This window comes from Ureaplasma urealyticum serovar 8 str. ATCC 27618 (assembly GCF_000169535.1).
Classification (GTDB): domain Bacteria; phylum Bacillota_I; class Bacilli_A; order Mycoplasmatales; family Mycoplasmoidaceae; genus Ureaplasma; species Ureaplasma urealyticum.
The window spans coordinates 717,013-737,077 of record NZ_AAYN02000002.1 but is presented as its reverse complement, the minus strand read 5'-3'; the positions used below and the strand labels follow the sequence as shown (position 1 = coordinate 737,077).

General features: G+C 26.9%; 13 protein-coding genes. 10 read left to right on the top strand and 3 right to left on the bottom strand.

Annotated features, from left to right (window positions below; all coding sequences use genetic code 4):
- The first annotated feature begins 503 nt into the window (after positions 1-503).
- The 10 genes from UUR8_RS03040 to UUR8_RS03710 all read left to right on the top strand — a co-directional run bounded on the left by UUR8_RS03040 (position 504) and on the right by UUR8_RS03710 (position 16,965).
- A complete protein-coding gene (locus UUR8_RS03040; RefSeq protein ID WP_004026224.1) occupies positions 504-2,024 on the top strand; it encodes a 5'-nucleotidase, lipoprotein e(P4) family in 1,521 nt (506 codons plus the stop codon).
- A gap of 183 nt (positions 2,025-2,207) precedes the next feature.
- A complete protein-coding gene (gene rpsL / locus UUR8_RS03035) occupies positions 2,208-2,633 on the top strand; it encodes a 30S ribosomal protein S12 (RefSeq protein WP_004026220.1) in 426 nt (141 codons plus the stop codon).
- A 30-nt stretch (positions 2,634-2,663) separates the two neighbouring features.
- Entirely contained in the window at positions 2,664-3,131 is a 468-nt protein-coding gene (gene rpsG, locus UUR8_RS03030; RefSeq protein ID WP_004026103.1) for a 30S ribosomal protein S7, read from the top strand.
- A gap of 26 nt (positions 3,132-3,157) precedes the next feature.
- Positions 3,158-5,224 carry an elongation factor G gene (fusA, locus tag UUR8_RS03025; protein ID WP_004025638.1) on the top strand — a complete coding sequence of 689 codons (2,067 nt, stop codon included), beginning with the start codon at positions 3,158-3,160 and terminating at the stop codon, positions 5,222-5,224.
- Positions 5,225-5,360: 136 nt separating this feature from the next.
- The gene (gene tuf / locus UUR8_RS03020) at positions 5,361-6,545 is read left to right on the top strand and encodes an elongation factor Tu (protein WP_004025523.1); all 1,185 of its coding nucleotides are present in this window, start codon (positions 5,361-5,363) and stop codon (positions 6,543-6,545) included.
- Between the two features lie 96 nt (positions 6,546-6,641).
- The gene (gene pepF / locus UUR8_RS03015) at positions 6,642-8,468 is read left to right on the top strand and encodes an oligoendopeptidase F (protein ID WP_004025902.1); all 1,827 of its coding nucleotides are present in this window, start codon (positions 6,642-6,644) and stop codon (positions 8,466-8,468) included.
- Between the two features lie 74 nt (positions 8,469-8,542).
- Complete coding sequence (locus tag UUR8_RS03010; RefSeq protein ID WP_004025724.1) at positions 8,543-10,345, top strand: MATE family efflux transporter; 1,803 nt, start codon at positions 8,543-8,545, stop codon at positions 10,343-10,345.
- Between the two features lie 97 nt (positions 10,346-10,442).
- Positions 10,443-12,230 (top strand): hypothetical protein, encoded by a 1,788-nt coding sequence (locus UUR8_RS03005; RefSeq protein ID WP_004025709.1) that lies wholly within the window; start codon positions 10,443-10,445, stop codon positions 12,228-12,230.
- Positions 12,231-12,476: 246 nt separating this feature from the next.
- A complete protein-coding gene (locus UUR8_RS03000; RefSeq protein ID WP_004025613.1) occupies positions 12,477-15,935 on the top strand; it encodes a DUF1410 domain-containing protein in 3,459 nt (1,152 codons plus the stop codon).
- A gap of 862 nt (positions 15,936-16,797) precedes the next feature.
- The gene (locus UUR8_RS03710; protein WP_004026198.1) at positions 16,798-16,965 is read left to right on the top strand and encodes a hypothetical protein; all 168 of its coding nucleotides are present in this window, start codon (positions 16,798-16,800) and stop codon (positions 16,963-16,965) included.
- Positions 16,966-17,076: 111 nt separating this feature from the next.
- Here UUR8_RS03710 and UUR8_RS02995 read toward each other — a convergent pair whose 3' ends face one another.
- The 3 genes from UUR8_RS02995 to UUR8_RS02985 form a co-directional block, all read right to left on the bottom strand.
- The gene (locus UUR8_RS02995; RefSeq protein WP_004026139.1) at positions 17,077-17,295 is read right to left on the bottom strand and encodes a DUF2188 domain-containing protein; all 219 of its coding nucleotides are present in this window, start codon (positions 17,293-17,295) and stop codon (positions 17,077-17,079) included.
- An 81-nt stretch (positions 17,296-17,376) separates the two neighbouring features.
- Entirely contained in the window at positions 17,377-18,999 is a 1,623-nt protein-coding gene (locus UUR8_RS02990; RefSeq protein WP_004026137.1) for a DUF31 family protein, read from the bottom strand.
- Positions 19,000-19,038: 39 nt separating this feature from the next.
- The gene (locus UUR8_RS02985) at positions 19,039-20,064 is read right to left on the bottom strand and encodes an iron ABC transporter permease (protein WP_004026039.1); all 1,026 of its coding nucleotides are present in this window, start codon (positions 20,062-20,064) and stop codon (positions 19,039-19,041) included.
- Position 20,065 lies beyond the last annotated feature (1 nt).

Below are 20,065 nucleotides of genomic sequence, written 5' to 3'. Positions count from 1 at the left end.
TATTAAAAGATGAAAAACTATCACATAAAAACGTATCTGGTATTTAAATATTTTAAATATACAAAGTATTGAATGAGGAAGAAACAACAAAACTTTATAATGAATTCACAGAAATAAATGGAAAATCAAGATCTAATAAAATTTATATTAATGAAGATGTGTTTAAGGAAGCTTTCGCAAGTTTAAAATTAAGTGATAAAGAAGATCTTTACCCATAACAAATGAAAAAATGCATATAATCTCTTAAATTTTGTTGATTGCTTTATTTAATGTAAGATTAAGACGTACAATAAGATTTATAATAATAAAAATATGTTATATTTGTATATACAAATATAAATTATATAACAATATATATTGCTTGAGTTAATAAATTTATTAAAAAATCAAATAACTTTTGATATTAATAATTTTAACCTTTAATTCATCTTTAAACAATAATTTCATACTATAATTTTGGTGTTAAAAATTAAAAAGTGATGTTTTTTGTTTTAAGGAGTTTTATGAAATTATTAAAAAGTAAGAAATTTTGAGCAATATCATTAAGTTCTATATTAGTAGGAGCAAGTGTTGTTGCAGCTGCTACTGCATGTACTAATTCTAGTATTGAATCTCGTGTAAGCACAACTTTTGCTAAAACTCAAAGTGGTATTTACGCAATCTATGAAATTACAAATTGATCTAAATTAGATGCAAATGAAAAGAAATCATTAGAAAGTCTTAAATTTACAGCTTCTGTTATTGATAAAGATGGTAAAGCTGAATTTACAGCATCTACTGGTATTTTAAAAGAAGATAAAGTTTATGTAAAATTACCACGTGAACCAAAAGCAGATGATCGTGTAGTTGTTAAACCTGATAATGCTAATTTAAAAATTGGTGCTGTTTATGTAACAACATTAAATGTAAGTAGTGTTGAATTAAATGATGGTTCAAAAATTGATAATAATACTAATCAAAAAGATGAATCAAAACCATACAATAGTGTTGAATCAATCATTTATAATCAACGTTGATTAGCTAATGTTTGAAATACATTAAGTGCAGAAAAAGATGGTATGTTATTAACTGCATACAATAGTGCAAAACACCAATTTGACGCTATGGTTAAACAAGACGCTTTTGATACAAACAAAGTAAAAGTAGAAAAAGATGCTAGTGGTAACATCACAAAAGTAACAGTTTCAAATCCAGATAGTGGTAAAGCTATTCCAGTAGTATTTATGGATATTGATGAAACAATTTTGAATAATTATGCTAACCAAAATTATCAATTATTAAATAACAAAGCTTATAGTCCAAGAGATTGAGATTTATTTGTTGCTGATAAAGCTTCAAAACGATTAGCAGGTGCATTTGAATTTATTAAATATGTTTGAGAACATGGTGGAGTTGTTATGTTTAACTCAAACCGTGAACAATCATCACATATTGAACCAACAGTTGAGAATTTAGTATCTGAAGGATTAGATCGTGCATTATTACCAAAATGAGTTTTCTGAATGCAAGGAATAGATTTTGCAAGTGATAAACCATGAGATAACGTTAAAAAAGATGCTAAAGGAAAACGTGTAAAATCTACTAAAGAAGATCGTATGAATACTATGAATGAACGTACTCAAGGTTATGATTTAAGTGCGTTTGGAAGTGGCAATGCAGTTGTTTTAAAAACTGTAATGCGTGTTGGTGATAACTTTGATGACTTTAATGATAATGCTTCAAAAGGTAAAACAAACGCTGAACGTGTTGCTTTATTAAAAGAATATGGTAAATTATTTGGTAACTTTGATACAAAAAATACTAAAGGTATTAAATACAAAAAAGATGCTACTAGTGGTAAAATTGTTAAATCAGATGAAACATGATCAGAATCATATGTAATGATTGGTGGTAATTCATCTTATGGTGGTTTCGAATCAGGAATTGCTAAAGGCTATTTTGGATTAAGTAAAGAAGATCAAGTTAAAGCATTAAGAGAATACGTAAAACAATTATATTGAGAGCCAAAAAATCAAAATAAATAATTTAAAGTTTTTTAGTTTGGATTACAAAAAGAGTTAAAAGCACAAACTTTTGCTCTTTTTTATTTACTTTTAAATCATTTTCGTTTATAATTCTTAACGTGTTTTATCAATCGCAATTTTAGTGTTTTGATACGCACGGAGTCGTTGTCTATAAATATTAAGTTAAAATGAAAGGAAATTTACATGCCTACAATTGCGCAATTAATTCGTAATAAACGAGCGCCAAAAGTGAAAAAAACTAAATCACCTGCTCTTTTATTTACATACAACTCATTACATAAAAAAACAACAAAAAATCCATCACCTTTAAAATCAGGTGTATGTACCAGAGTTGGTACAATGACACCTAAAAAACCTAACTCAGCTTTACGTAAATATGCTAAAGTTCGTTTAAGTAATGGTTTTGAAGTTTTAGCTTACATTCCAGGAGAAGGACACAACTTACAAGAACACAGTGTTGTAGTTATTCGTGGGGGAAGAGTTAAAGACTTACCAGGGGTTCGTTATCATATCGTTCGTGGTGCTGGTGATGCATCAGGTGTTGAAAAACGTCGTCAACAACGTTCATTATATGGTGCTAAACGTCCTAAGAAAGAAGCATCTAAATAATTTAATTTTAGTTAGGAGATCGAAAATAAAATGAGAAAATTAAAACCACAAAAAAGACAAGTTTTAGCTGATCCAGTTTACAACTCTCGTCTTGTAACTAAACTAATCAATGCCATTATGTATGATGGTAAAAAAGGATTAGCACAATCTATTATTTATTCAGCTTTTGAAATTGTTGAACAAAAAACTGGCAAACCAGCTTTAGAAGTTTTCAATAAAGCGATTGATAACGTAATGCCAATTATTGAACTTAAAGTAAGACGTGTTGGTGGTTCAAACTTCCAAGTACCAACTGAAGTAACACCAGAACGTCGTCAAACTTTAGGATTAAGATGAATCACATTATATGCACGTTTAAGACACGAACATACAATGATTGAAAAATTAGCACACGAAATTATTGATGCTTCAAACAACGTAGGAGCAGCAATTAAGAAAAAAGAAGATACTCATAAAATGGCAGAAGCAAATAAAGCCTTTGCACACTTACGTTGATAAAATTTGTTTAAGGAAATTGTTAATATATGTCTAAAGAATTAAAATTATTTCGTAACTTTGGAATCATGGCACACATTGATGCTGGTAAAACAACAACTTCTGAACGGATCTTATACCATACAGGAAAGAACCATAAGATTGGGGAAACTCATGATGGTGCAGCGACAATGGATTGAATGGCACAAGAAAAAGAACGTGGAATTACAATTACATCTGCTGCAACTTATGCTAAATGAAAAGGTCATAGTTTAAACTTGATTGATACACCAGGGCACGTTGATTTCACTGTTGAAGTTGAACGTTCATTACGTGTTTTAGATGGGGCTGTTGCTGTTTTAGATGGCCAAAATGGGGTTGAACCACAGACTGAAACAGTTTGAAGACAAGCAACTAAGTATAATGTTCCAAGAATTGTGTTTGTTAATAAAATGGATAAAACAGGTGCTGACTTCTACTACTCAATTGAAACAATGAAAAATCGTTTAGGTGTTAAAGCAACAGCTATTCAAATTCCAATTGGTGCAGAAGCTGATTTTGTTGGAAGTATTGATTTAATTGAAATGAAAGCTTACATTTATGATGGTCAAGCTGATGAAGAATATAAAATTGAAGATATCCCAGCTGATTATGTAACAAAAGCACAAGTGATGCGTTCACAAATGATTGATGATGTAGCTATCTTTGATGATGAAGTAATGGAAAAATACTTATCTGGTGAAGAATTAAGTCATGAAGATATCAAAAAATGTATTCGTAAGGGTGTAATTTCAACTGAATTATATCCAGTATTATGTGGTACAGCCTTTAAAAATAAAGGTGTTAAAAAATTATTGGACGCAGTTGTTGATTTCTTACCTTCACCAATTGATGTTCCACCAATTAAAGGTGTTGATGATCATGGTAATCCAATTGAATACCACAATGATCCAAGTGAACCATTTGCAGCTCTTGCTTTTAAAGTAGCAACCGATCCTTTTGTTGGTCGTTTAACATACATTCGTGTATATAGTGGTAAACTTGACAAAGGTACTTACGTTTATAATGCAACAAAAGATAAAAAAGAAAGAATTTCGCGTCTTGTAAAGATGCATTCAAACAATCGTGATGAAATTGATTCAATTAGTGCTGGTGATATTTGTGCTGTAATTGGATTAAAAGATACTACAACTGGAGATACAATTTGTGATGAGAAAAAACCAGTTATCTTAGAACAAATGGTGTTTGCAGAACCTGTTATTTCTTTATCTGTTGAACCAAAAACAAAAGCTGACCAAGAAAAAATGAGTCTTGCTTTATCTAAACTAGCTGAAGAAGACCCAACTTTTAGAACATATACAAATGAAGAAACTGGTCAAACTATTATTGCTGGAATGGGTGAATTACACTTAGACGTACTAGTTGATCGTATGCGTCGTGAATTCAATGTTCAAGTTAATGTAGGTGCTCCACAAGTTAGTTATCGTGAAACATTTACTGAAATTGCTGATGCTGAAGGTAAATATATTAAACAATCCGGTGGTCGTGGTCAATATGGACACGTTTGAATTAAATTTGAACCTAACCACGATAAAGGATTTGAATTCGTTGACAACATTGTTGGTGGTAAAGTGCCAAAAGAATATATTAAAGAAGTTGAAAACGGATTAATTGAAGCATTAACATCAGGACCAATTGCTGGTTATCAAACAATTGATGTTAAAGCAACAATCTTTGATGGTTCATACCATGATGTTGACTCATCTGGAATGGCTTATAAAATTGCTGCATCTCTTGCTTTTAAAGAAGCTGCAAAAGTATGTAAACCAGTTTTATTAGAACCAATTATGTCAGTTGACGTAACAACACCAGATGATTATTTTGGAACTGTTATGGGAGATATCTCAAAACGTCGTGGTGTAATTGAAGGACAAGAACAACGTGGTAATGCACAAGCAATTAAAGCTAAAGTTCCATTATCAGAAATGTTTGGATATGCAACAGATTTACGTTCAAATACACAAGGACGTGGTCAATATATTATGCAATTCAGTCACTATGCACAAGCACCTAAATCTGTTACTGAAGAAGTAATGGCAGCACGTGCAAAAAAATAATTATTTTGACAATTAAAAATAAAGAATTTAATTAATAATCTAAAAAGTTAAAATGTTATAATTTTAAGGTATAATACCTTTATTATGTATTCAAAAATTATTTAGAAAAATAAATTAATTTTCAAGGAGAATTAAAATGGCTAAAGCTAAATTTGAAAGAACAAAACCTCACGTTAACATTGGTACTATTGGCCACGTTGACCATGGTAAAACTACTTTAACAGCTGCAATTAGTACAGTACTTGCTAAAAAAGGACAAGCTATTGCACAATCATATGCTGATGTTGATAAAACACCAGAAGAAAGAGAACGTGGTATTACAATTAACGCTTCTCACGTTGAATATGAAACAAAAACTCGTCACTATGCACACGTTGACTGCCCAGGACACGCCGACTACGTTAAGAATATGATTACAGGTGCAGCACAAATGGATGGTGCAATCTTAGTTATTGCTGCATCTGATGGGGTTATGGCTCAAACTAAAGAACACATCCTATTAGCGCGTCAAGTTGGTGTTCCAAAAATCGTTGTATTCTTAAATAAATGTGATTTCATGACAGATCCAGATATGCAAGATCTTGTTGAAATGGAAGTTCGTGAATTATTAACTAAATATGGATTTGATGGCGATAACACGCCAGTTATCCGTGGTTCAGGTCTTAAAGCTTTAGAGGGCGACCCAGTATGAGAAGCTAAAATTGATGAATTAATGGATGCAGTTGACTCATGAATTCCATTACCAGAACGTAGTACTGACAAACCATTCTTATTAGCAATTGAAGACGTATTTACAATTTCAGGACGTGGTACAGTTGTAACTGGACGTGTTGAACGTGGTACATTAAAAGTTAATGATGAAGTTGAAATCGTTGGTTTAAAAGACACTCAAAAAACTGTTGTTACAGGAATTGAAATGTTTAGAAAATCATTAGATCAAGCTGAAGCTGGAGATAATGCTGGTATTTTATTACGTGGTATTAAAAAAGAAGACGTTGAACGTGGACAAGTACTTGTAAAACCAGGTTCAATTAAACCTCACCGTACATTTACTGCTAAAGTTTATATTCTTAAAAAAGAAGAAGGTGGACGTCACACACCTATCGTTTCAGGATACCGTCCACAATTCTACTTTAGAACAACAGACGTAACAGGTGCTATTTCATTACCAGCTGGTGTTGACTTAGTAATGCCTGGTGATGACGTTGAAATGACTGTAGAATTAATTGCCCCAGTTGCGATTGAAGATGGATCTAAGTTCTCAATCCGTGAAGGTGGTAAAACTGTAGGTCATGGTAGCGTAATTAAAACAAGCAACTAATTTTAATAGTTTGCAATAATTAAAAATTAAAAAATGACTAAGTGTATTAGACTTGGTCATTTTTTGTATAAATTCATAAAGGAAATTTTATTTTACATGAATAATATTGATAATAAAAAATATGATTGGGATTTAGATTCGTTACTTAATAATCAAAGTCTAAATACTTTATTTAATGAATTTGTTAATTCAAATAATGAGGTAATATTAGCATTTAATAGTTGGATAAATAGTTTGAATGATTTTATTCATTTTCATGAAGTATCAGAAAAGAATTTAATAATTAACAATCGCATTAATAATTATGTTTCTAATAAACTTCAAGAAAATTTAATTGATGATGAAATGATTAGTTGATCACAAAAACTTGAGCACGAACACTATCGTGTAGCAAAAGCGTTTGTTAATTTTGATAATATTGTTATTAAAAATAAAGATTTAATTAATATATATTTAAAAGATCCACGATTAACTAAGTATCAATTAGAATATGATGAACTATGACGTTTTGAAAATCATACTTTAAATGAAGAACAACAAAAGATTTTAACAAGTGTTGGTCGTTTTAGTGGTGGATTTGGAGACATTTTTGATACATTATTAGATTCTGATATGAAATATCAAGATGGATTAAACCATAAAAATCAAAAAGTTTGTTTTAAAAACCAAGTTGATATTTATGTTGCTTTAAAAGCAAAAGATCGTGTTTTACGAAAATCAGCTTATGAATCCCATTTTAAAGCAATATATGATTTAAGAAATACTTTTACTAAAACATTATATTATGAATATGCTAAACAAAATGAATTAGCAAAAATTCATCATTTTAAAGATTATATAGAAGCTGATGCTTTTAGTGATGAAGTTAGCAAGGATTTTATTGAGCATGTTTATACGCAGACCAAAAAATTTGCTAAAGGAATTAAAAAGTATGCTCACTATCGTGCACTTTTTTTAAAACAACAATATAAATTAAAAAAACTTGAACCATGAGATAAAAATTTAGATTTAATTAATAAAAAGAACAAGTTTTCTATTGAAGAAGCAAAACAACTAAGCCTAGAAGCGTTGGCATTGTTGGGTGATGAGTATTTAAATGTTGTTAAAAAAGCGTTTGATGAACGATGAATTTCATGATTGCCAACTAAAAATAAAATTTCTGGTGCTTATTCAATCGGGGATACTAAAGGGTTAGATAAATTTTTTATTTTAATGAATTATGATGAAACTTATAATTCTGTTTTAACCTTAGTTCATGAACTAGGACATTCAGTTCATACTTATTTTGCAAATCAAGCACAAGAAGTATACAATGAGTACAAAACTTTTTATGCTGAAATTGCTTCAATTTCTAATGAAGTTTTAATGAATTATTATTTACTACAAAAATATAAAGAGAATAATTTAATTCGTCTTTATATTTTAGATGAAATGATAAATGGCTTCATTGCGACAACAACACGTCAAGCTATTTTTTCAAATTTTGAATGAATAGCTAACCAATGAGTTAATGAAGGACAAGAATTTAGTTGAAATAAAATAGCTTTAACTTATTTAACAATAAACCAAGAATATACTGGTTATAAATTTAATAAAAATAAAATTAGCAAACATGATGAAGCAAATGCTTTAATTGCTATTAATGTTCCCCATTTTTATGCTGGAAATTTTTATGTATACAAATATGTTGTGGGTCAAATTTGTGGATTAATTAATGCTGAAAGAATTTTTAATAATACTCCTAATGCTAAAGAAAAGTTTTTTGCATTTTTTAAATCAGGTGGTAGTTTATCTGCACTTGACACCATTAAAATTTTAGATATTAAGATTGATGAAAGTGGTGTATGAGATGAAGCTAATAATATTTTTAATGGTTGAATAAATGATTATGCAACATTAATTAATAAACTATTGAATAAATAAAAAATATAATTTTTATTATATTTTATGTTATAATTTATAAGGGTATTTTTATACGCAAAAGGGGGAGATTGGATTTGGTAGAACATAAACAAAAAAAGACATTAAAAAGATGTAGTTCCCACTTTAGGAAAAATCTTACCATTTTTAGAACACTTATAGAACTTATAAAAGAAAGTTCGCCTTTTATTGCAGCAAGTGTTTTCACAGGACTATCATTAATTTTAATTGTTGTAATTGTTGCACATCATAAAGATATTGGTGCTTATGCGGCAACTAGTGTAAGTTATTTAACAATTTTTCAATTAAGTTTTTTACAATTGGGAACAACATTTGGAATTGTTTTCTCGGTTTGATCGAAACGATCGTTTAAGGATGGAAAATATAAATTTGAACCAACCAATGATACAGCAAATGCTGCTAGCTTTTATTCATTTATTTTTGGATTGGTTGTTTTGTTAATTTATTTCACAACGTCATATATTTACAATCATTTTGCTAATGATCATCAAAATACATTAATAAACCAAAATATTGGTAGCGCTTATATTATTTCAGGATTAGCTGTTGTTGGTTTAGCACCACTACGTAATTATTTATTAATGTTAATTCGATCAAACAAATCAATTAATATTTTATTAGCAATTGTTTTAGATTTTTGCACTTGAACAACAGCTTTAATTGCTGCTTTTTTATTGGGAAGTTATAGTTCTTTAGGTTATTGGGGCTATGGACTTGGAATGTCAATTGGTTTTATTTTTTGAACTATTATTATAGGGATGACAGCAATTGAAAAAGCGCAGATTGTCTTACGTCCGTTGTATATATCAAAAAAACTATTTGTTTTAAGTATTAAATTATTATGAATTCAAACAATTTTATCATCACTAAAATCTGTTGGTAAAATGTTTATTTTGTTAATTACATTCGTTGTAATTAACGAACGTGTTGTTGGTTCTTCTTTATTAGATTTTCAATCATCACGGATTTTGATGTATCAATCAATGATTTTTATACAAATGTTAAATTTAGGTTTGTCAGATTTTTTGTTTTATTTATATCAAAAACAAGAAGTCAGGGATCGCAGATACCACTCACGCCAATTATTTGCTTGAATTTTCATATTTGGAATTTTATTTGCCTTAGTTGGTTCAATTATTTTTGGTTTTTCTATAAAACAATTAGTAGAATTGTATACAAGAGAACAAAGTCCATCATATATCTTTTTAGAAAAACAAGTTCCTGAACATTTTTATCAATCATTAAGAAAAATTTTAATAAATGATGACGAATTATTAAATATTATCGTTAATCACACAAATATAAACAAAGACGAAATTATTAATGCACTATCATCAAATGATAAAAATATTTGATTACCTATGGCAAAAAAAGTTATTGATCCAATTTGAAAATTAGGTGATAAATTTGAAACAATATATCATATGAAAAATCCTTTTACTCATAGATATGTAGATATTTCAGAAAATAATGTGTATAAATATTTGATTAAAAATAATGCTTATATTTTGTTAACATTTTTTTGCACTTTCTTCTCGTTTTCATCTATTTTAGGCCGTTATGGCGGATTAATCGCTCGACGTCAACGCGTACCTTATGTGATGATAGTTATTCAATTAGTGATGGTGGCGTTTACTTCGGGATTTGGATTAACACACCAAACAGACCCACATTTTATTGGTTTAATGGCTTGATCATTTCCATTATTTATTTCAAGTATTTTTATTTTAGGATATAGTGCTTACAAGATTTTACGTGGTTATTTAAATTACTTAAAAAAACATAGATATAATGATCAAAAAACATCAATTATGTCAGAAAAACCACAAGAACAACAAATCAAAGTACGTCAAAATTAATTTTTATAACGAATGTGTTCAATGTGATCAACACTAGTTTTATATTAATGGTATAATACTTAAATATAATTATTAAATTTAAAAAAGGGAGAAACTTATGGCAACGTTAATTGAAAAATCGCCTTTTATTGTAAGGCGTTATATTTTCAAAAAACGGTATTGCGTTTTTACTACACTATGAGAAGTTATAAAAGATAGTTCATCATTTATAACTTCAAGTTTGTTTTCGTCACTTGCTTTATTACTAATAACAGTGATTATTGCGCTACATAAATTTAATGGTGCATTTGCAGCTACAAGTATTAGTTATATTACAATTTTCCAATTTAGTTTTATTCAATTAGGCGGAAATTTAGGTGTAGTTTTAGCTTTATGAGCAAAAAGATTGTATGATGGAAGTAAACATAAATTTGTTCCAGCTCATCAAACAGTAAATTTAGCGAGCTTCTATGCTTTTACTTTTGGTTTAGTAATGTCAGGTGTTTATTTAGCATCTGCTTATACATACAACCTTTATGCTAATATTCACCAAAATACATTATTTGCACAATTGTTTGGTGAACAATATTTATGATCAAGTTTAGCACTTGTTGTTTTAGCACCAGTTCATAATTACTTTTTAATTTCAATTTGATCAAATGATCGTCGTAAAATCTTATTTACTATTATTTTAGATTTTGCCACATGGACAACTTGTTTAGTTACAAGTTTCTTATTAGGAAAATATAGTGTATTAGCTTATAATGGATATGGTCTTGGACTATCAATCGGTTATATTGCTTGAACTATTATCATTAGTTTTATTAAATTCCATAAAGAATGAAAAATAAATAATTTTGGTTTATCTTTAAATTTATTAAAAATTACAATTAAACAAATTTGAAGTCAAACTGTACTTTCAGTTTTTGCATCAGTTGCAAAAATGTTTGTTTTATTAGCTTTATATCATTTAATTAATCAAAAAATGGTTGGTTCAGTACCATTAAACTTACAAAGTAGTCGAATTCTATGATATCAATCAATGCTATTTATTCAAGGTTTTGGCTTTGGTTTTGCTGATTACTTATTCTACGTTTTCCAAAAACAAATGATTCGTGATCGTCGTTATCATTCACGTCAATTATTTATTTGCATTTTTTCATTGTTATTTATTTATTCAATGATTGCAGCTATTATCTTTGGTTTTTCAATTAAACCACTTTCAGCTGTTTATGCAAAAGAACAAAACCAGGCTTATATTCATTTAGAATCAAAAATTCCAGAACATTTTTATGCATCAATTCGTTTAAAAATGTTAGAAAATCCTAAACTAGTTTACTTACTAGGTCAAAAAGCACACATTAATCCTAAACTGATTTTGGCTCATTTAGCAAGTAATGATCCTAAAGTATGAAAAATTGTAATTGAACAACTTATAACACCAATTTGAAGAGCGGGTCCCAACTTCCAATATTTATATGGTATTCCAAACCCAATCACAAAATCATTTGTATCAATTTCTGCAGAAGGTATTGAAAAATTATTAACAGGTGATAATACTTATATTCATTTAGCTATTTTTGGAATTTTCTATTCATTATCTTCATCACTAATGCGTTATTACAATTTAATTACTCGAAGATTAGATTTACCATTTGTATCTTTAATATTCCAAATTCTAGTAATTGCTTTCGTTGTTGGTTTTGGGGTTGATTACCAAAGTGGTACTAAATTTGCAGGGTTATTAGCATGATCTATGCCAATGTCAATTTCTAGTGCTGTAATCTTAATCTTCTCTTTATTTATATTTACAACAACATATTCTAAATTCTTAAGCACATATAGTTATAAAGATAATAATTTTGAGAATCCTTACCCATTTAAATGGATTCGTCATATTTTATAAAGAAGAATTAATCATTTAATTATTAGAATCTATTAGTTGCATTTAATGATGTTGCTAATAGATTTTTTATTGTTATAAAGATTAGATAAATAAATATAAAAATAAAGTCTTTTTATGATAAGAAAATAATTTACACAAAACTAATAAAAGAATTATAATGATAGTATAAATTTATTTTTATTTGTATCAATTATAAAATTTTTATTCTATACAAATATTAATCTAAAAATATAAAGGAAAATTTTTATGGACTCCAAGTTTAATTCTAAAAAAAGAAGAAATAAAATGATTATTAGTTTAGTAGTAGCTAATATTGTATGATTTGGTGTAATTACAGCCATTGTATTATCTTTAAAAAATAAAAAACAACTATCAATAGATAATAATCATTTTAATTTTGATGAAAATGGTGGTTTGATCATTAAAGGAAAATTGCCTAATATATATAACAAAAAGCCAATTTATGGTATTTTCATTGATGAAAATAATCAAGAACATAAAATTAAAGCAATTGTTAATGACAAAGGTGAATATGAGTTTAACACAAAAGAATTGGATTCAAATCACACCTATAAATTAAAACATATTGTCGATGGTCAAGATTTGAATAAAACTTTAGTTAAAAATGAAGAACTTAACATTGATCAAAAAGTTACATTTAGCAAACCAACAAAAGCACAAGTAAAATTTGTAAATAACAAAAAAGTGTATGAAGTACAATTAGTTGCGTCGCTAAAAAATACTTTAGTTGAACTTACTTTAAAAGATTTAAATAATAGACTTCACAAAATTAGAGCCAAAACAAATCAAGCAGGAATTGTTGTTTTTGATGTTTCGACACTAAATGAAAATAATGCATATGAAGTAATTAGTATTAAAAATATGAATAAAGTTAATATTGCCAACGTTTTAGATATTCCTTATTATAAAAAAACAATTAATAATTTAAATACAAATATTTTAAATGCACCATATCAATATACAAAAGATGGTGATATTAATTTAGTAGCAAAAGTTTTACCACACTATGCTAATCAAAATGTTTTTGGTATTTTTAAAGACCAAAACAATCAAGAACATCAAATTTTGGCCAAAGTTAAAAACGATGGAACTATTGAGTTTGATACAAAAAATCTAAGAAAAATAAATCAATATACTTTAGATAGAATTGTGAGTGTTTTAGATAAGCAAGTTGAATTAGCTTATAATTTTGATCTTACAAATAAACAAAAACAATCAATTAACAAACCAGCAGGTATTCCAAGTATTAACAAAGATAAACATCAATTAATATCTCATTTAAATAGCGATTTAGTAAAACAAAAATTAATTGCTACTTTTGTTGATAACAACAATCAAGAACATAAAATTGAAGCAGTTGTTAGTTCACAAAATCAAGTTGATTTTGACACATCATCTTTACCAAAAGGTTATATATATACTTTAAACAAAGTTGTAAACATAAAATCAAATAAGGTTTTAAATGTTAATGATTTTGAATTATCACAAATAAGTATTGATAAGCGATTCAGTGAAGAAGATCATAGAATTAGTCGACCAAATTGAGAATATGATAACGATGGTAACTTAGAAATTCACATTAAACTAGCAGAAGATTTAAATAAGGATTTGAAACAAAAAGCGCAAAAAAATGGTAGTGTAAAAACAATCGTTGTTGATCAAGATGGCAATGAACATGAAATTGATACGAGCGTTAACCAAGATGGAAAAGTAGTTATTAAAACAAAAAATCTACCAAGCGGTAATTCAATAAAATCTAAAACATATACAATTAAAAAAGTTATTTTAAAACAAGATGGTCAAGCAAATAAAGATTTAATTGACGAAAAACAATTAAGCGGGGATAATCATACTTCATTTAAAAAGCCAACTATTATTGCTAAAGTTAAAGATAATAATGATTATGAAATTAGTTTTTCAAATCCTAATTTAGTTAATAAAAAAGTAAAATTAACTTTTAGAGTAGATAATAAAGATAACAATTTAAAAATAATCGAAGCTATTGTTGGTTTAAATGGTAAAGCAAATTTTATAACAAGTGATGACTTAGATTTCGCACCAAATCATAAATACACATTAACAAAAATAACAATTGATGATAAAAAAATTGCAAACATTGATGAAATTCCATTGCAAGATCGTGTTATTAATAAGCAAAGAAATGTTATATTGAATGAACTACAAGTAGCTAATGATTCGATTACATGAGATGCTAATACTAATAAGGCTGATCAATTAATTACAGCGAAAATTTTAAATGTTAATAGTGATTATAATAATCGTAATGCTAAATTAATTTATGAATATAATTATCGTGGCACAATGGTAGAAGTTGAATCATCAATTTTTAAATTAGAAGAAAACAAAACAATTTATGAAAATATTGTTTTATCAACAAATGTACCTAATCGTAAATACATTTTTAAAAAAATTGTTATCCAAAATCCTAGCGATCCTTTAGTTTATACTAATTTAGACATGAAGAATAGTTTGGCAAATACATTTGTTGTTCAACCAGGAAAAACATGAATCGATTGAGTTCCTCCAACTGATGAACAAATAACAAATTATTACTTAAAAAACTTTAATATTAAAATTAAATCTGAAGATAAAGCGTTTGAAAATAATAAACGCGTTCATATTTTGTTTAAAACACTTAGGGGTGATAATATAGAATATGAATGCACTGCAAAACTAACTAATATTAGTGCTAATGGAGACGAAGCTATTATTGAAAATGTTCACTCAAATAAAGATTTTTTTGGTGATTATGAAATTTATATTGCTAAAATAGAATTATTAGATGATCTAGCATATGCAAATAAGACCAATAAAATCATTTATTCATGTGATTCAAAAAAAGAAAGTCAATATAAGTTTAAAACTAAACCATATATTTATCAATTGGTTCCAACTCAAAAAATAGATCCTTGATATGATTCAGTAAATAATAAAGGACATTTTAGATACTATATTAGTCATACTTACTCTGGTGGTGGCTATTGAACTCCATTAAGAAATTTAAATTCTAAATTTAAAGTTGTTTTCCGAGATCGAAACGAACCAAACGAAAGTGATAAAGTTTTAGTAGCTTCTAATTTAAGTTTAATTAAAGATAATAGCGAAGAAAACTTATATTATATTGAAGGTGTTTTTGATAAAAACGTAGAAAGAAAACATCATTATTATATAAAAGCTATCTATATTTCTCATCCAACAAGTGATAATTTATTTGACGAAGATAATAATAGTAAAGTTGATTTGGGTAATAACTATAATTCAAGTTTTTCAAGCTATGAAATTAAATCAAAATCTTCGTATTTTGGTGATGGATCAGGTTCAGGTAATGAGATAATAAATGAGAGTGAAAACAAAAAAACATACGATTTAAACTTAGAGATGGATTATAGATACCACAATAAATATTTAAGAGCTGTTTATGAGTATTATGACGCTACAACTAATAAATATGAATATTTATACAGCACTCCTATTAAATTAGATTTTTTTGACAAATATGAATATAAAATTGATTTTGAAAAAACCAAAAATACTGAAGTTTGAAAAAAACCACGTGTATTTAATTTTAAAAAATTAGAATATAGTGATGATTCAAACAATAATTGAAAAACATTTGAATGTCAAATGGATGCTAATCGATTAGAAAAAATAAGATTTAAATAAAAAATTTATTGTAATCTACTTTAGTTTAAACTAGAGTAGCCCTAAATTGAAATATTAAGTGCAACACCTATTTAGTTAAAATTTAACTAGTAGGTATGTACTTAATATTTTTTATTATAGAGTATTCTATGAAATACGCACATTTAAACGAAAATGAGAGATTTGCAATCGATTTATATTTTAACTATGAAAATAAATCTATAATCTCACATCGCAAGAATTTTGAATCGTAACAAATCAACAACTGGCAGAGAATTAAAAAGAAATTTAAATAAATTTGGAAAATATAACTACAAAATCTCACATTATAAATATCGTTATCGATTAGAATATAAGTTTTATTTTTCGTTTTTAAAGTATGATGAATTTAGCAAATTTTTAAATTTAAATTTGATAAAAATTTTATTGAATTAAAGCAACAAATAAAAATATATTCAACAAAAAGTCAAAAACGCAAAATAGGCATGTTTAGTAAATTTAAAAATACACGTGTATTTTCGATTTAAATGAGACCTAAATATATAGATTTAAGATTAGAAATTTGGTCATTGAGAATCTGATTTAATTATTGGTAAAAAAAGAAAATGACTACGCAAATCTATTAACCTTAGTTGAAAGAACAACAAGACTTATATTTATTAAAAAAGTCTTTAACAAAAACTCTATGAAAATAAATTCCATAATTTATATACTAATCAAAGAAAATAATTTAAATGTTAAAAATTACCATTGATAATGGAATTGAATTTTAAAAAATAAGAATTTTAAGAAATTGAATAAATAGAAAAATTTATTTTTGTGAGCCTTATGTTTCATACTAAAGATATACCAATGAAAATTTAAATGGTTTAATTCTTAGATAATGAAAAAAGGTATTGATTTTAATGGAATTTTAGATGAAGAAATTTTAGAAATACAAAACAAGATTAACAACATTCCACGCGAAATGTTTAATTGAAAATCAAGTTATGAAATGTATTTAATTCATATTTTTTTAAAAAAAATTAACAAAATAAAAATGGCCATTTAGCCATTTGTTAATTAAATTGTTAAAATTAAGATGTTGCACTTATGATTGCAATTAGGGATAAGTTAATTCGTATGAGCTTAATTTTAATTTATATTGGTTTTATATAATTATTTATTTTTCACGATAGTTACGAACGTCTTGGAATTTGCCATCTTTTGTTTGAATATAAACAACTGCGTTTTGATTACGTCCTAAAGTCTTAATATATTCTAAAGCTTCTTTTTTAGTACTAAAAAGCTTTGTAGCTCGTTCGCCACCTTTTTTAAAAATTTTTCAACCTTTATCTTCATTAGGTGATAAATAATAAACTACTTTATCATCTGTTGCCATAATAGATAAATCCTTTCTTTTAAAATAAATCTAAAATAATTGTTTTATTTACTTATATTTTACAAAATTTAATCCTTTAAATTAGAATAATTGATCGATTAAATTATCATTTTCATTTGGTTGTTTAATTTCTTTGAAAAAAGTAAAACTTGTATTAAAGTTAACAATATGATTAACATTAAAATTCAATGGTTTTTTAGTTACAAATGTAATTCGTAAATCAATATTTTTTTTACGATTTCATTCAACTTTAACATCAATTATATCTTCTAATTTCAAACTTTTATGTGTATATTTTTCATTAAATGATGGTGAATTAATATCATTAAAAATGAAATTGTATAAGGTTTTAATTAAATCTTGTTTACCTTTTGAATAACCATCAACTGTTTTTAGTGATAAAGTATTTTTATCACCATATTTACTATCACTTAAGAATTGTTTTTCAAGATATTCAACAAATTCATCATAAATTGCTTTGTTTTCTTTTGAAAGAGCTGAATAACGTAAATTAGTATTAAAATTAGTATCTAAATAAGTTGTTTCATTTGAGGTGTATGCTAAATAATAAGCTAATAAATCTTGTGATAATCCATTTTCTTTATTGTTAACAAACAAAGGACTAAAGTTACCATAAAATGTTGTTCTTAATCCTTCTTGGATTTTAAAACCACCTCAATAAATTCCGACATAGTTATTATTATCATCAATTATTGGACTTCCAGAAGCGCCTGAGTGCAAATCAAAATCTTTTGTTGCATAATCATAAGCTTCATATTTAGTTGGGCTATTTTTACCAATTGTATTACGATTATTAACGGTCATATATGCTTCGTTATAACTAAAATTTATTGGATTATCTTTTCGATAATTTGATGTTGTAAATGAATTAAATAATTGGTTAGGTTGATTTGAATATTGGTTTCAACGACTATATTTTTCATCGTGTGGATATCCAGCTGCATAAAATCTTTGGTGATGGCTAATAGTATTTCCAAAACCAATTCCTACTTCTTTATCAAAATTACGCAAAGCATCAATATTATTTTTTTGTAAGATATCAGGTGTGATTTTTACAATTGCTAAATCAACAGCGCTTGTTAAATTATTTAAAGAAGCTAAAGCGGTTGGGTTTTGCACGCCATAATTTTTTAATTGGTTTTTTAACCCAACTGGTAAAATTGAAAAAGTTCCCACACGATTATGGTTTACATAATTTTGTGGATTATCAGTTTTTTTAGCTGATTTAAACGATAAACTTTCATTAAAAAATGCTCTTGTATCTTGGGATTGTGATGCTAAATCATATTGACCAAGCGCTAAAGAAACATTTTGCTTTGCTGCTGAGATTAAATTAATAACGTGAATATTAGTTGCTAAATAGTAAGTTTTAATATTTTCTGTAATAGGATCTTCTTGAAAATCAAAAATTCATCCTGTACCAAAAATATTAATAGCTTGATTATTATTTAATGGAATTGTGAATTTTAAAGCAATAGAACGTTTGTTTAAATAAGCAGTACTAACATTGTAATCAAGATTTGATTTTAATTTACCATGCGTAAATTCTTCTTGCTTATAACTATTACTACTTTTATTTCCTTTGAATAAATCGACTAATGAACAACTTGTTGCTATTACTGGTATGCTAATTCCTGCGACAAGAATTAAACCTGAAGTTCAAAGTAGTTTTGAATTTTTCATACATCACCCATTAATTGTTTTTATATTTTGTATATTTTACTATAAATCCGATTTATTTTTTTTAACAATAATATAAATGAAGTATGGTGAAATTAATAAAGGAATGGCTAAATTTAATCATTGACTATCAAAATTTAGAATTTTAATAAATAATAAAAATGATAGCATATAGATTAATGCTCCACAGCTTCCAGAGCTAATTGCCGCTGATTTAAAACGATTATTACTAATCACAGAACCCATGTTTCCAGCCATTAATCCAATAAATATTAAATTACCATTTAAACTATATGATGCTCCCACCATTAAACAAATTGCTACTAAAAGAAGACCAGAAATTAATTTGACATTAATTCCTAATTGATTAGCTAAATCTTGATTAGAAGAAACAATTTGGATTTTTTTAAAATTAAACATAATAATTAAAAAACCAATTATGATTAAAACTAGTGCAATAAAAAAAGATTCTTGTTGGGGTTCAATACTACCATATGTGTATCGTGAGATATAAGCATTAGCTAGTTTTGGTAAATTTTTAGCAATACTTGATCCTAAAGCAACACTTAAGAAGTTAACAATAACCCCTGAAATTAACATTTTTTTATAATTAAAATTACTTTCTTCTTTACATGTAAAATAATAAATTGAACATAAGATAATGGGTGCTATAAAAAAGATTAGTGGTTCAGTGCGTTGTAGTGTTGTTAGTTTATCAATACTAAAATTATTAAAATCAACTTGAAAAGCAATAATAATTACTCCCAAAATGTTAACACTACTAATTCCCATGATAGAAGTATCACCAAAGCGATTTTTCGTTAGTTTCTGAATAAAATAGGCGCAAAATCCTAAAACAAAACCAGATAGAAAAATTTGCATAACAATATAAACTAAAGCAATATTGTTTTGTTTGAAATTGAAATCATAAGTTCAAGCTAAAGTGATAATGAAAACAATAATACTTATAGCAACTGTGATTATTGTTTTTAAGTATGCAAGTTTATTTTGATACTTCAAGGGATTTTTAAAAGAATAAGTTTTATTTCAAGTACTTAAATTAATCATT